The following is a 14155-nucleotide window of genomic DNA, read 5'->3' as shown; positions in this document are numbered from 1 at the left end:
AAGAGTCGAGGTGTATGTATGATAAAACGATTTTCAGTTATTTATATTGGTTCAAACAAGTGCGAGCTAATTATAGGTCAACGGGGAAAAGGATGTATTAATATCCTGGATCGAGCCAGTTATCCCATTCGCTTTGGAAGTCAAAGCTTCTCACAGGGATTTATCGATTTTAAATTAGTTTATGCCCTCTGTCAAACGATTAACGATTATATTGGGATGTCAAAAGCTTTTGATGTAGATAGTATTAAAATTCTTGGTACAACAGCGCTCCGTGAAGCTAAAAATCAGATCTATATACTCGAACAAATTCGGATTAACACTGGCGGTTACGAGGTCGAAATTCTCGATCAGGAAGAAGAAATTCATTTAATATATCGTCATATGATTTTAAAATGTGAAAGCAGCTATAATATAATTGAGCAGAAAAATGGTGATCAGATGATAGCAGCGATCTCTAGTGGAAACTTATCAGTGGCATTATTGAAAAAGGGTGTTATCGACTATCATCAGACGGCTGAGTTGGGTTATCTGAAAATGAAACATTTTCTCCGTTCAATCGAAGAAAACACAGAACGTTTTGAAACATTGTTAAATGAGTTTATTGGGATTAATACCAGGGAAATAACTGAAAATATTGACCAACGCAATATTCAGAAATTATTTGTTTCTTCTCACGAAGTAGAAATGATAGCCAGATTGTATGGTTGTAATGATCAAAAACAATTTTACGATCTGGAGGTGGAAGGTTTTGAAGCACTTTATAATGAGTGTATTAATTTGACAATGAATCAACTGATGAGAAAATACGAATTTTTGACAGCAAATGAGGCTGAAACTTTAAATCATACATTGATCCTTTATTTAAAACTGATCAAAGAAACAGGCGTTAAAAAGCTGACATTAATTCCTATGAGTATAGGCGATGCTATCATGGATAATCATTTTCAGGTAATGAAAACGCAACGTCTTATGGAATGGATTGAAGAAGGGTCGTATCAGTCAGCAATTAAAATAGGTGAAAAATATCATATTTCGATAAAACACGCTAAACAGATCGAAATGCTAAGCTTAAAAATCTTCGATGCATTAAAAAAACACCATGAGATGGGAAGACGAGAAAGAATGCTTTTATCGATGCTTGCCTATCTTCAAGGGGTAGGCATGATGATCAATTCAAAAGACTATTGGATTCAAAGCCGTCATATCATTGAAAATACTGATATGATTGGAATAACAACTTATGAAAGACAATTAATGGGTCTTATTTGTGAATTAGTTAAATCACAGGTTGTGGAGCCTGAAATGTACATGAAAAATGTCGATACGATAGCGTTTCTAAAAGTTGCTAAACTAACCGCAATTCTAAAATTAGCTCTTGCACTCGATCAAAGCGACCAACAAAAAGTTAAAAAAATTGCTTGCCGGGTAAAGGAAGAACAGTTGCAGATTGAAGTGTCTACAGGAATAAATTTTCAATTGGAAGAATATTTTTTTAAATATAGTTCATATACGATGGAAAAAATTTATGGTATAAAGCCAGTATTAAAGATAAAGAGAGTGGAGTTATGAGTGAGAAACATTTAATCAACAGAGAAGTCAGTTGGTTGGATTTCAATTATCGAGTATTAGAAGAAGCTTACGATAAAAGCAATCTGGTAATGGACCGGTTGAAATTCCTGGCAATTACGGCTTCGAATCTTGATGAGTTTTTTATGGTTCGCGTTGCCGGGATAATGGATCAGATTAATGTAGGTTATGAAAAACGCAGTGCTGATGGATTAACACCCATCGAGCAATTAGAGATAATTAATGGCATGACACATGAATTTATGTCTCGACAGTATACTTGTTTATCTAAGTCAATTATTCCAGAATTGAATCAGCATGGCATCTATTTTAAAAATTATAAAGAGCTTTCTGAAGCTGAAAAAGAATTTGTTAAACAGTATTTTCTACAGGAATGCTATCCTGTTCTGACACCTCAGGCAATTGATAACAGCCGACCGTTTCCACTAGTTAAAAATAATCAGGTTTACATTTTAATGATGCTTCACGATAAAGAAGCAAAGAATCGTGAACAGAAAGAATTTATGGCTATTCTGGAAATTCCCAAGGTTTTAGGTCGCATCATCCACCTTCCAAAATCCGATTCTTTGCAAGAAGATCATTATATGTTTATCGAGGATATCATCATTCCCTTTGTGCATGAGTTGTTTACAGGTTATGACGTGAAACATGCCAGTGAATTCAGAATAACCAGAAATGGGGACCTCGCAATTGATGAAGATGAGGCTGAAGACCTGTTGATAGAGATTGAAAAATCAATTCAACAACGTAAATGGGGTGCTTGTATTAAACTTGAAGTGACCCGTGATACCAGTAAAAAAATGAAAAAATGGCTGATGAAAGAGCTCAAAATAAATGAAGATGAAGTCTATGAGCTTAACGGAAAACTTGATCTAACCACTTTTATGAAATTCCAGGGACGAACGGAATTTAGTGATTTGCGTGAAGAAAAGTACAGACCAGTTCTTTCAGCAGATTTTTATGAAAAAGATGACATATTTAAAGTAATTCGTGAAAAAGATCGGCTGCTTCATCATCCTTATCACTCTTTTGATACAGTTATCGATTTTGTCAGACAGGCCGCAGATGACCCAGATGTTTTAGCAATTAAACAGACTTTATATCGGGTGAGCGGAGATTCTCCAATTATCGATGCTTTGATAAATGCAGCTCAAAATGGAAAACAGGTCACAGTTTTAGTTGAATTAAAAGCTCGATTTGATGAGGAAAACAACATTATTTGGGCGAAAAAACTTGAAAAGGCCGGTTGTCATGTCATCTATGGATTAGTTGGCTTAAAAATTCACTGTAAAATGATTTTAATTGTTCGAAAAGAATCTGATGGAATAAGACGTTATGTACATCTTGGAACAGGAAACTATAACGATGTTACCGCCGCTCTATATACTGATATCGGTATGTTTACTGTTAATGAAGGGATTGCTTCTGATGTAACAACATTGTTTAACGTCCTTTCTGGTTATAGTCACTATACTTTATGGAAAAAAATTGATGTAGCCCCGAAAACAATGCGGGATGCTTTTTCTAAAAAAATTGCAAGAGAAATTGAAAATGTAAGAATGGGAGATCGTGGAAAAATTATCGCTAAAATGAATTCTCTAATCGATGGCGATATTATCGAAAAACTGTATGAAGCATCTCAGGCAGGGGTAGAAATAATTCTGATTGTAAGAGGAATGTGTTCCTTGATCCCCGGTATACCAGATTTGAGCGAGAATATAACAGTTCATAGTATTGTCGGAACATTTTTGGAACATAGTCGAATCTATTATTTTTATAATCAGGGACTGGAAGAATATTATCTCTCAAGTGCAGATTGGATGGAACGTAATTTAAATCGTCGTATTGAAACTTTATTCCCCGTTGAGGAACTGGACTTAAAATTAAAACTTGAAAAAATTCTTGATATTACACTTCGAGACACGATTAAAACCAGGATTATGCTTAAAGACGGCCATTATATAAGGGTTGATAAAAGAGGAAAAGAACTACTTTCTTGTCAGCAATATTTTTGTCAAGAAGCTGAAAAGGAATTTGCGCAGGCTAAAAATAGACCAATGAATTGAGAATACGGAGGTAATTTTAATGGAACGACGAAATATTGGAGTCATCGACATTGGATCAAATAGTGTGCATCTAGTCATTGGGGAATACTACAATAATGAGTATTTTCAGATTATAGATGATGTCAAAGTTAATGTAAGACTAAGCGAAGGACTTTCGGAAACCGGCTGTCTGCAAGAAGATAGAATGGAATATGGTCTTGAAACACTGATGATGTTTAAAAGTATGTGTGAAGCCTACTCGATTGAAAAAATAATTGCAGTCGCGACTGCTGCAGTTAGAAAAGCCGATAATGGTAAGGATTTTGTCAAAATGATAAAAGAGAAAACCGGAATTAGTGTGGAAATTATTTCCGGAGAACGTGAAGCTGCACTGGATTATTTGGGAGCCATTAATACTTTGGATATACAGGATGCGTTACTAATGGATATTGGTGGCGGTAGTATGGAATTTGTTTTAATTAGAGATCGAAAAAAAATTAAAGTAGTAAGTATGCCAGTTGGTTCTTTTGATTTAACTGATAAATTTGATTTATCAGATCAGGTTTCCAGTAAAAAATTAAAAGAAGTCGCTGCTTTTGTAGAAGATATATTGAGATCAGATTCGATTTTTGAAGAGGCAAAAGGACTACCTTTGATTGGTGTCGGTGGAACAATCAGAAATGTTGGTCGAATTCATCGAAATATTATTGACTATCCACTTGAGATCGCTCATAATTACCGGATGAGTCAAAAAGATGTCAATCGTGTGTGTACGCTTGCTTCTAGTATGAATTATGAAGAGCGTATGGATATAAAAGGGCTATCAAAGGGCCGCAGCGATATTTTTGTTGGTTCTAGCTATGCTCTGGAACTAGTGATGGATTATATTAATTCGCCAGAACTGGTAATCAGTGATGCCGGAATCCGTGACGGGATTATTTTTGAGTATTTTGGATATAATGAAAATAATTTGGTGTATGATATTTTTGAGATGTCCCTTGTTGACATCTTACTAAACTATAATGTAAATATTCCTCATGCATATCATGTCTTAAAACTGACACAAACTATTTTCGAACAATTAAAACCACTACATGGTATTGTTGATGATGTTAGTAAAATCCTAAAGGCCAGTGCTATGCTGCATGATTCAGGCATAAAAATCCAATTTTCAAATCATCACGAACATAGCTTTTACATCATTTTAAACGCAGGACTTCGAGGAATCAATCAGAAGGACTTATTATTAAGTGCCTTTATCGCACTTAATCACCGGACCAATAAAAAAATTCGTATCTCAGAAGAATATGTTGGGTTACTGCAGGGAGATGAAAAGAAATTTATTGATAAGATGAGTCTATTTCTTCAGATTGCTGAATATCTTGATCGAAGTATGGATGGTGTAGTCAAAGATCTGCACTGTGTAATTGGTGACAAGACGGTCGAACTAAATGTATTAACAACTGCACATTCAGTATTTGATGATATGATTGTGTCAGAATGCGGTAAAAAATTCAAACGCGTTTTTGATAAGGAATTAATTGTAAAAAACAAGGTAATTCTTTCTGAACGTTAGACATTAAAGGTGCCTTTTTTCAAACTGCTTTACTCTCCGAAATTAGTGCTTTTTGATTTAAAAACCGCTGTAAAAACAGATTGTTTTTACAGCGGTTTTATTAATTCTTCTGACTTTTCCCTAGATAGGCTTCCTTAATGGATTCATCAGCTAGGAGCTCTGCGCCAGTCCCTTGTCGGGTGATATTGCCAGTTTCCAGAACATAAGCATAATCGGCAATTTTCAGTGCCATATTCGCATTTTGCTCAATTAGGAGAATGGTCATCCCTTCGCTATTCAAGGTTTTAATAATATCAAAGATACCCTGCACAATTAATGGAGCCAGACCTAAAGACGGTTCGTCCATCATTAATAATTTGGGTTTACTCATCATTGCGCGTCCAACAGCCAACATCTGCTGCTCTCCACCAGAAAGCGTACCAGCAGCCTGCCAAGAACGTTCCTCCAGTCGGGGAAATAAAGAATAAATGTGCTTTATATCCTCATCCAGATTGTCTTTTCTCATATAGGCACCAATTTTTAAGTTTTCAAGAACCGTTAAATCAGGAAAAACATGACGGCCTTCCGGTACTAAAGTTATACCCTTATCGACAATTTGAGTAGTATCAAGGCCCAGTAGTTCATCACCGTTGTAAGTAATGCTTCCGGATTTGGCCTTTACAAGATTGACGATACTTCGTAGTGTTGTGCTTTTTCCAGCACCATTGGCACCAATAAGCGTAACAATTTTGCCATCAGGGACTTCCAAATCAATGCCTTTTACTGCTTCAATACCGCCATAGGCGACTTCAAGATTGTTGATTTTAAGCATCAGTATCCACCCCCAGGTAAGCTTCAATAACTTTTGGATCGTTTTGTATTTGCTCTGGTGTTCCTTTAGCAATGGTACAGCCAAAATCCAAAACGTAAATATGATCAGAGATTTGCATGACCAGGTCCATATGATGTTCGATCATAAAAATAGTCAAATCGAAGTCGGTTCTGATTTGATAAATTAAGTCTGTTAATTCATCGGTTTCCTGAGGATTCATTCCAGCTGCCGGTTCATCCAGTAGAAGAAGTTCAGGTGAGGTAGCTAAAGCTCTGGCAATTTCCAGATGCCTTTGTTGGCCATAGGGGAGAGCAGAGGATTTTTCATTTTTCAGATCAATGAGTCCCAGTTTTTCCAGTAAAAATTCACATTTTTCGATGGCTTCTTTTTCACCTTTTCTTGCTTTGGGAGTTCGAAAAATGGCAGACAGGAAATTGTAATCAATATGATGGTGAGTAGCAATGAGAACATTTTCCATGACAGATAATTCTTTAAATAATCGAATATTTTGAAAAGTCCTGGAGATTCCCAATCCAGTTATAAGATCAGGTCGTTTACCAGTAATATCAACTGCGTTCTTTTCGTTAGATGGTGAAAGTAATACAGAACCTGAAGTAGGCGTATAAACCCCGGTAATAACATTAAAAGCTGTCGTTTTACCAGCTCCGTTCGGGCCAATGAGCGCCGCAAGTTCACCTTTTTTAATTTCAATATTTAGCTCATTGACCGCAACAACGCCGCCAAATTGCATAATTACATTATCGGTTTTTAAAAGACTCACTTCTTACCACCCCCTTCAATAGAAGTCTTGCTTCGGAAACGGGATTTTATGGATTGAATTTTTTGCCTGATGAAATTCCAGGTCAATTCGTTTGTTCCCATTAAACCTTTTCTGTAGAAAAGAACAATGATCATAAGCAGAAGTGAAAACACAACCATTCTAAATCCTGGTCTGAAAATAGGAAGATCAAGACCAAAGGCCATAGGTTCATCAAGGAATCGCAGCCACTCCAGTCCAATCGTAACGATAAAACTGGAAATAATTGTTCCTGAAATACTTCCCATTCCACCTAAAACAATAATTAATAAAAAGTTATAGGTTAAAGTGAAATAAAACTGTTTTGGATCAACAGTTCCAAGAAGTGCTGCAAAAAGACCCCCACCAATACCAGTAAAAAATGCACCAACCATAAATGAGGTCATTTTTGTTTTGAAAAGTCCAATCCCCATTGCTTCTGCCGCTATTTCATCTTCGCGGATTGATTTAAAAGCTCGACCATAGGAAGAATTCACTAAGAGAATGGTTGCAATAATAATAGCCAATGCAATTCCGTAAGTCCACCATAAATTGCTGATTGTCGGAATTCCCTTAATTCCCAAAGCACCATTGGTAATAGTCTGTGTGTTGGTAAATATAATTCGAATTATTTCTGAAAAACCAAGTGTTGCAATAGCTAGATAATCCCCGCGTAATCTTAAACATGGATAACCAATAAAAAAGGCTGCTATAGCAGAGAAAATGCCACCTAAAATCAAAGCTCCGATAAAGGGAAGTTCGATATTAGCCAGAAATGGAGCCATCGGTTCTAAATAAAATACACTGGCTCGCATTTCAACAGGGACGGTAAAAATTGCCACCGTATAGGCACCAATCGCCATAAATCCAGCTTGTCCCAGCGAAAACTGGCCAGTAAAACCGTTAACCAAATTCATTCCCAAACTAACAATGGTATAAATAGCACAAAGATTGAGAATACGTCGCAGGTAAGAATCAACAAATTCATTAGCCAGCGTAATCGCAACCAACAAAACACCGAGAAATACAATAGTTTTCCAGTTTTGCTTAATAAAGGAGGTGAAAGTTGTTTTTTTTGTAGTCATATGTCCTCCTATACTTTTTCAACTTGTTTTTGTCCCAACAAACCGTTTGGTAAAAACAAGAGGATTACAATTAAAATAACAAAAGCGATGGCATCTCGATAACCTGTCAGAGCAGGGAAGAAAGCAACCATTAAGACTTCTGAAAAACCAAGAATCAGACCGCCTAAGAGGGCGCCTTTAACATTTCCTATTCCACCAATAACCGCAGCAATAAAACATTTAAGTCCTGGAACAACACCCATTAGAGGAAGTACAGATGGATATTTCATACACCATAATATTGCACCAACCGCAGCCAGTCCAGAACCGATTCCAAAAGTGGAGGAAATTACATTATTAATTTTTATTCCCATCAGCTTTGCGGTATCATAATCTTTGGCGACGGCTCGCATAGCCATACCTACTTTAGTTTTATTGATAACAAACATAAGAACTATCATTAATACAAATGCAATGATCGGAATAAGAATTGATACTGGTTGGATACTTAAGGCACCTATATAGATAGGTGTTGTCATCGCTGGAAACTCTGGAAAAGCTTGCGGTTTGCCAGAAAAAAGATATGTTGCCAGATTTTCCAGAAAAAATGAAACACCGATCGCAGAGATCAGTAAAGATGTTTTTGGAGCCTCACGCAAAGGCCGATAGGCAACTCGTTCAATTAAAATACCAAGTAGCATTGTTAGTGCAATTGTAACAATGAATGTGACATACCAGGGTAATAGAAATACAGCAATACCAAAATATGCAAAATAGGCAGCCATCATGAAGATATCTCCATGTGCAAAATTGATTAGTCTTAAAATCCCATAGACCATAGTATATCCAATGGCGATTAGGGCATATAGACTTCCTAAGGATAGCCCATTAATGAGCTGTTGTAAAAAAGTGTCTAGTGTCATTCCGACAACCATAATTTAACCTCATTATCTTTTGAATTGAATTGAGGGTATTTGAAAACAAATACCCTCATCGATAAAATTAAGCTAAAGCAATAAAATATTTTCTTATTCGACAGAAACGGAATCCAGATAAGTGAACTTTCCGTCTTTAACAATTTTGATAATAGCTTCAGTCTTTGTTGCATCTCCATTTTCATCAATGGTAATCGCTCCAGTAGCACCCTGGAAATCAACTGTTTCGGCTAAAGCATCGCGGATAGCTTGTGGATCTGCAGATCCTGCACGTTCAATTGCTTCCAGAAGCAGATTGTACGCATCATATCCTAATGCAGAAACAGCTGCAACATTTTCTCGTTCAGGATAAGCATTCTTATACTCTTGAACAAATGTTACACCTTCTTCAGTTAAAGGATTAGTGTCATCAAAGAAAGTTGACATAACTGCACCTTCAACATCAGCACCACCAACAGTGATAAATTCATTTGTTTCCCAGGTATCTCCACCGATAATTGGAACTGTGATTCCAAGAGCACGCGCCTGTTTAATAATTAAAGCTGATTCAGTATAGTTACCAGGTGCAAAAATCACGTCTGGATTGGCAGCTTTGATATTTGTTAAGATACCATTGAAATCCTGATCCCCTGTATTATAGTTACCAGTTTCAACAATGGCATTTTCATCCCCGGTCAATTCTATGAAGGAATCAGAGAAGAATTTAGCCAAACCGACAGAATAATCGTTGGAAACTTCCTGGATGATTGCCACTTTTTTAGCGTCTAGATTTTTATAAGCATAGTTAGCCATTACAACACCCTGGAAAGGATCAAGGAAACAAACCCTGAAATAGTAATCGTTTCCAAGGGTTACCTGTGGGTTAGTACAAGAAACACCTACAGCAGGAACTTCATTGCTTTTCACAACATCACCAGCTGCAATTGACAAAGAAGATCCCCATGAACCAAGAAGGGAAACAACGTTATCTTTTTCAATCAATCTCGCAGCTGCAGTTGTTGCTTCAGCTTTATCTGATTTATTATCAGCCACAACAAGTTCAACTTTTTTACCCAGGACTTCTGGTCGAAGCTGGTTTGCCAGCTCAATACCCTCAACTTCTAATTCACCACCAGCTGCATTAGCACCAGTTAATGGTTCAAAAACACCGATTTTAATTACATCACTATCTTCACTTGAAGAAGTTGTTGATCCACCACAACCTGAGAGCATTGTAATTGTCAAGGTTAGGCAGAGCAATAAAGCAAATACTTTTTTCATAAATCCTCCTTTTTCTTTTATTCCTAATTTTATCTGCAGATATTATATCAATATGCAGACTAATACGCAAGATTAAGTTATTCACAATCTAGCTATAAGCGAATATAGTGATTCAGAAGAAAATAGTAGTATTAAAGCCTAAGACGGTGATAAAGTTTATTTAAATAATAAAACCATTGATGGTCAATGTTCGATAATGCTTCTGCAGTTATTCTAAATCGCCAGTTGGTAGTCGTAGTTCCTGGTTGATTAAAGACTGTATCCTTACCAAAGCCGCACATATCCTGAATTGGTAAAATAGCAACATTAGCCGCACTTTTCCAAAGTGTTTCGATAAATGAACGACATGAACGACTTTTAAATCCTCCATTTTTCCAGGAATCTTGAGTTTCATCTTGGTACTGACAATAGGAGAGACCATATTCCCTTTGGACTTCATTGTATTCAAATAAACTACCGAGTATAGTATTATTATCGTGAGTTCCTGTGTATGCAATCATATTTTTTTCATAATTGTGGGGTAGATGAATATTGTTTTCTTGATCCAAAAAGGCAAAAGTCATTATCCGCATACCTGGAAATCCAGTTTGCGAAAGTAATGTTGTAAGGTTTTCATCCTGTACCCCTAAATCTTCTGCAATTATTCTCGAAGTATCAAATTTTTGATTATAGGTATCGAAGAAAACTTTTCCTGGCCCATCAACCCATTCACCACTAATAGCCGATTTAGAATTAGCAGGAACAGACCAATAAGCAGAAAAGCCGCGAAAATGATCGATTCTGACCAGATCATAGATTTCCAACTCTTTGTTGAGACGATTAAACCACCATGAATAATTATCGACTTTAAGCTTATCCCAATTATACAGAGGATTTCCCCATAACTGTCCGGTTTCAGAAAAGTAATCAGGAGGAACTCCGGCAACATTTAGTGGTTGATATTTTTTATCAAGTTGAAAATATTCTGGATTTGCCCAGACATCAGCGCTTTCAAAAGAAACATAAATTGGTAAATCACCAATAATTTCAATGCCTGCATTATTAGCGTAGGCTTTCAAGTCTTTCCATTGCTTGTAAAAACAAAATTGCAAAAACGAAAGAAAACTAATTTCTTCGCTAAATCTGATTTTTAAATTTTTAAGCATATTAGAGTTACGGCTTTTAACTTTGTGATCTGGCCATTGGGACCAGTCAGGATTATTGTAAAACTCAGTAAGGACTATATATAAGCAATAGTCCTCAAGCCAAAAAGATTCTTTCATAATGAAAGTGTTTAATTCTTTTTCGATTTGAGGACTAATCCTTCGATAGGCTTTTTCAAAAAGAGACTGACGGTGCTTTTGAACTGCAAGATAATTGACTTGATAAGGGTCGGCAAATTCTTTTATTTCAACAAGATCATCTACATCCAGAAGCCCCCAATCTTTAAGAATTTCAAGATCAATGAAAAGTGGGTTTCCAGCGAATGCCGACGTACTTTTATATGGCGAATAAAACTCATCTACTGGACATAATGGAAGCATCTGCCAATAAGAAAAGCCCATTTTTACTAACAAATCAAGAAACTGTCTGGCCTCGCGACCAAATGTACCAATCCCGTACTGTCCCGGAAGAGAGAATACAGGCAGCAAGACACCACTACAACGCATAGAAAGAGCCATTTTTCACCTCTTAATTTTCTATTTCCTGTAAAATTGTTTTAAGTTGGTTTGTTGTAAAAGGATAATTTGTTTCACAAAAATCACAGTGCATCTCGATCGGTTTATCCTCTAAAATCATTTTTTCAATTTCTTCAGACCCTAAAGAAATAAGTGCTTTCGTCACTTTATCAAGCGAGCAATTGCAATGATAGGCAATTTCCTGAGTTTCATTTACTTTAAAACCAAGATTAGCAAAGAGGTCAGTGAAAATCTCTTCGGGCGTTTGACCAGCCTCTAATAGTTTAGTCATAGAAGGCATTTGTGATAATGCTTTTTCCAACTCAGAAATAACGTCATCATTAGTATCTGGCATTAATTGGATAATAAAGCCACCAGCCTGTTTTACAGTTGTTTGAGAATCCATCAGTACTCCCAGTGAAACTGAGGTCGGTATTTGCTCCGATTTAGCATAATAATAGGTTAAGTCTTCAGCTATTTCACCCGTTACTAAAGGGGAATATCCGATATAGGGCTCTTTTAAACCTATATCTTTAATTACAGTCAAAGATCCATTTCCAATTGCGGAAGAAACGCTGATAGCTTCCAAAGGATCCGGTTTTAGGATCTTAACATATGGGTAACCCTTAACAAAACCTTTTGAGTCAGCAGTAACAAGCATTCCCTGAAGTTCGCCTTCACCAAGAACTTTCAATGTCAATAATTCATCTTCACTCTTCATCATTGCTCCCATTAAAGTGCCTGCAGTCAGCAATCGTCCCATTGCAACTGATACTGTAGGGGATGTTTGATGAAGAACGATGGATTTTTGAACAAGGTTTGTTGTTACGGCACCCAAAATTCGTATCTGATTTTGGGCGGCAGTACCTTTAATTAAATAATCTCTAGTCATTCATTTCCTCGTATTATATAGTAGTAGTGTTTATAGTCCCTCTCCAAGGACTGTATGCTATACTTTTTGGAGATACTGTGGATTGGTTCTCATCTCCTACCACTAGATGGTTTTCGAAAGGCTCCAACCACAGGCTCTTTGTATATTTGTTAATCAGTTAGATACCGCATGACGGTTTATTTAGAACGAGGTTACAATCGCAGGGAGTACCCGTGGGTTCCAAACAGTATTAAATTTATTCAAGGAGAACTGTTATGATTTATGCAGGAATTGATGTTGCTAAAGATAAGCATGATTGCTTTATTACTAACTCAGATGGAGAGATACTCTTTAAAGCCTTTACCATTATGAACAACCGTGATGGTTTTGATGATTTTTTTCAGAAGATTTCCTCTGTTGCAGAAGATTTAACTAAAGTAAAAGTAGGGCTGGAAGCCACAGGACATTACAGTTACAATCTTCTCGGTTATCTCGTTGATAAAGGTCTCGCCACCTATGTTATCAATCCGTTACATACCAATCTGTACAGAAAAAGTCTAAGCCTTAGACAGACGAAAACGGATAAGGTAGATGCCCGAACAATTGCTTCTATGATTATGTCTGATGTGAACTTAAAGTCCTACTCAGACACATCTTACCACAATGAAGAATTGAAGTCATTAACCCGCTATCGTTTTGATAAAGTAAAGCAACGTTCGAAACTTAAACAATCTATTTCCAGACTTGTTACAATTCTTTTCCCTGAATTGGAAAAACTTGTTCCTACTCTTCATTTAACTTCTGTTTATGCATTGCTTTCTGAATTCCCGGGTGCTAGTGCTGTTGCGTCTGCTCACCTTACGCGGCTTTCCAAACTCATTGAAACAGCCTCTAAAGGTCGATATTCCAAAGATACCGCTGTTCGTTTCAGAGAAGCCGCTAGAACTTCTATTGGCTCAAATATGCCGGCTAAATCACTGGAACTAAAACACACCATTAAGCTTATTCAGGAACTTGATTGTGAAATTGATGAAATAGAATCTGAAATCAAAATCATAATTGATGAAATAAATTCTCCCATTCTTAGCATTCCTGGAATCAGTTATCGTATGGGGGCTATGATTATTGCTGAAATCGGTGATTTTAAACGCTTTGATACTCCTGACAAAATACTTGCTTATGCTGGTCTGTCGCCATCAACTTACCAATCAGGACAACTTGATGGTGCCTATTCCCATATGGAGAAACGAGGCTCCAGATATCTTCGCTATGCATTATTTAATGCAACTAAATTTGTTTGTAACTGGGATCCAATATTTGCAGCTTATCTTGCAAAGAAACGTTCTGAAGGAAAACACTACAATGTCGCAATATCTCACGCGGCCAAAAAGCTTGTAAGAGTCATTTACCAGTTGGAAAGATCTGGGCAAACATACATTAAATCAGCTTAGATTTTTTTAATAAATATCTCTTTTTTGAGCACCTGCAAAGATGCTCTTTTTGTCATGCAGTTTTCAATGTTCAGTTAACTCATTTTCAGTTCTTAACTTAT

11 protein-coding genes are annotated in these 14155 nt (G+C 36.6%); 4 read left to right on the top strand and 7 right to left on the bottom strand.

What is annotated here, in order from left to right; genetic code table 11:
* Window positions 1-18 precede the first annotated feature (18 nt).
* From Q5O24_07910 to Q5O24_07900, 3 genes are read left to right on the top strand one after another with little or no spacing between them, the layout of a single operon-like run.
* Entirely contained in the window at window positions 19-1569 is a 1551-nt protein-coding gene (locus Q5O24_07910; protein WKY46315.1) for an exopolyphosphatase, read from the top strand.
* Window positions 1566-3653 (top strand): RNA degradosome polyphosphate kinase, encoded by a 2088-nt coding sequence (locus tag Q5O24_07905; protein ID WKY46314.1) that lies wholly within the window; start codon window positions 1566-1568, stop codon window positions 3651-3653. The genes Q5O24_07910 and Q5O24_07905 overlap by 4 nt, the downstream gene beginning before the upstream one ends.
* A 19-nt stretch (window positions 3654-3672) precedes the next feature.
* Complete coding sequence (locus Q5O24_07900) at window positions 3673-5208, top strand: Ppx/GppA phosphatase family protein (protein WKY46313.1); 1536 nt, start codon at window positions 3673-3675, stop codon at window positions 5206-5208.
* Window positions 5209-5308: 100 nt separating this feature from the next.
* Here Q5O24_07900 and Q5O24_07895 read toward each other — a convergent pair whose 3' ends face one another.
* From Q5O24_07895 to hslO, 7 genes are all read right to left on the bottom strand, one after another.
* Window positions 5309-6019 carry an ABC transporter ATP-binding protein gene (locus tag Q5O24_07895; GenBank protein ID WKY46312.1) on the bottom strand — a complete coding sequence of 237 codons (711 nt, stop codon included), beginning with the start codon at window positions 6017-6019 and terminating at the stop codon, window positions 5309-5311.
* Window positions 6012-6800 carry an ABC transporter ATP-binding protein gene (locus Q5O24_07890; protein ID WKY46311.1) on the bottom strand — a complete coding sequence of 263 codons (789 nt, stop codon included), beginning with the start codon at window positions 6798-6800 and terminating at the stop codon, window positions 6012-6014. The genes Q5O24_07895 and Q5O24_07890 overlap by 8 nt, the downstream gene beginning before the upstream one ends.
* Window positions 6797-7900 carry a branched-chain amino acid ABC transporter permease gene (locus Q5O24_07885; GenBank protein WKY46310.1) on the bottom strand — a complete coding sequence of 368 codons (1104 nt, stop codon included), beginning with the start codon at window positions 7898-7900 and terminating at the stop codon, window positions 6797-6799. Before Q5O24_07885 ends, Q5O24_07890 begins: the two co-directional genes overlap by 4 nt.
* Before the next feature lie 8 nt (window positions 7901-7908).
* On the bottom strand, window positions 7909-8802 hold the full coding sequence (locus Q5O24_07880) for a branched-chain amino acid ABC transporter permease (GenBank protein WKY49229.1): 894 nt from the start codon (window positions 8800-8802) through the stop codon (window positions 7909-7911).
* A gap of 105 nt (window positions 8803-8907) precedes the next feature.
* On the bottom strand, window positions 8908-10074 hold the full coding sequence (locus Q5O24_07875) for an ABC transporter substrate-binding protein (GenBank protein ID WKY46309.1): 1167 nt from the start codon (window positions 10072-10074) through the stop codon (window positions 8908-8910).
* Window positions 10075-10205: 131 nt separating this feature from the next.
* Window positions 10206-11735 (bottom strand): 4-alpha-glucanotransferase, encoded by a 1530-nt coding sequence (gene malQ, locus Q5O24_07870; protein ID WKY46308.1) that lies wholly within the window; start codon window positions 11733-11735, stop codon window positions 10206-10208.
* A gap of 10 nt (window positions 11736-11745) precedes the next feature.
* Window positions 11746-12624, bottom strand: coding sequence for an Hsp33 family molecular chaperone HslO (gene hslO / locus Q5O24_07865; protein ID WKY46307.1), 879 nt, complete (start codon window positions 12622-12624; stop codon window positions 11746-11748).
* A 254-nt stretch (window positions 12625-12878) separates the two neighbouring features.
* On the opposite strand from hslO, the gene Q5O24_07860 reads away from it, so the two are divergent.
* Window positions 12879-14054 (top strand): IS110 family transposase, encoded by a 1176-nt coding sequence (locus Q5O24_07860; protein ID WKY46306.1) that lies wholly within the window; start codon window positions 12879-12881, stop codon window positions 14052-14054.
* The last annotated feature ends 101 nt before the right edge of the window (window positions 14055-14155 follow it).

This window comes from Eubacteriaceae bacterium ES3, from assembly GCA_030586155.1.
Lineage (GTDB): Bacteria > Bacillota > Clostridia > Eubacteriales > Eubacteriaceae > Acetobacterium.
Note: the sequence above shows the minus strand (reverse complement) of the source record. Positions and strands in the feature narration are given on the sequence as shown.

What these genes read in the sequence shown, in the direction of transcription:
- Q5O24_07910 (WKY46315.1), top strand. Translation starts at nt 19, where the DNA reads ATGATAAAACGATTTTCAGTTATTTATATTGGTTCAAACAAGTGCGAG.
- Q5O24_07885 (WKY46310.1), bottom strand. Translation starts at nt 7,900, where the DNA reads ATGACTACAAAAAAAACAACTTTCACCTCCTTTATTAAGCAAAACTGG.
- Q5O24_07900 (WKY46313.1), top strand. Translation starts at nt 3,673, where the DNA reads ATGGAACGACGAAATATTGGAGTCATCGACATTGGATCAAATAGTGTG.
- Q5O24_07860 (WKY46306.1), top strand. Translation starts at nt 12,879, where the DNA reads ATGATTTATGCAGGAATTGATGTTGCTAAAGATAAGCATGATTGCTTT.
- hslO (WKY46307.1), bottom strand. Translation starts at nt 12,624, where the DNA reads ATGACTAGAGATTATTTAATTAAAGGTACTGCCGCCCAAAATCAGATA.
- Q5O24_07875 (WKY46309.1), bottom strand. Translation starts at nt 10,074, where the DNA reads ATGAAAAAAGTATTTGCTTTATTGCTCTGCCTAACCTTGACAATTACA.
- Q5O24_07895 (WKY46312.1), bottom strand. Translation starts at nt 6,019, where the DNA reads ATGCTTAAAATCAACAATCTTGAAGTCGCCTATGGCGGTATTGAAGCA.
- Q5O24_07905 (WKY46314.1), top strand. Translation starts at nt 1,566, where the DNA reads ATGAGTGAGAAACATTTAATCAACAGAGAAGTCAGTTGGTTGGATTTC.
- Q5O24_07880 (WKY49229.1), bottom strand. Translation starts at nt 8,802, where the DNA reads ATGACACTAGACACTTTTTTACAACAGCTCATTAATGGGCTATCCTTA.
- malQ (WKY46308.1), bottom strand. Translation starts at nt 11,735, where the DNA reads ATGGCTCTTTCTATGCGTTGTAGTGGTGTCTTGCTGCCTGTATTCTCT.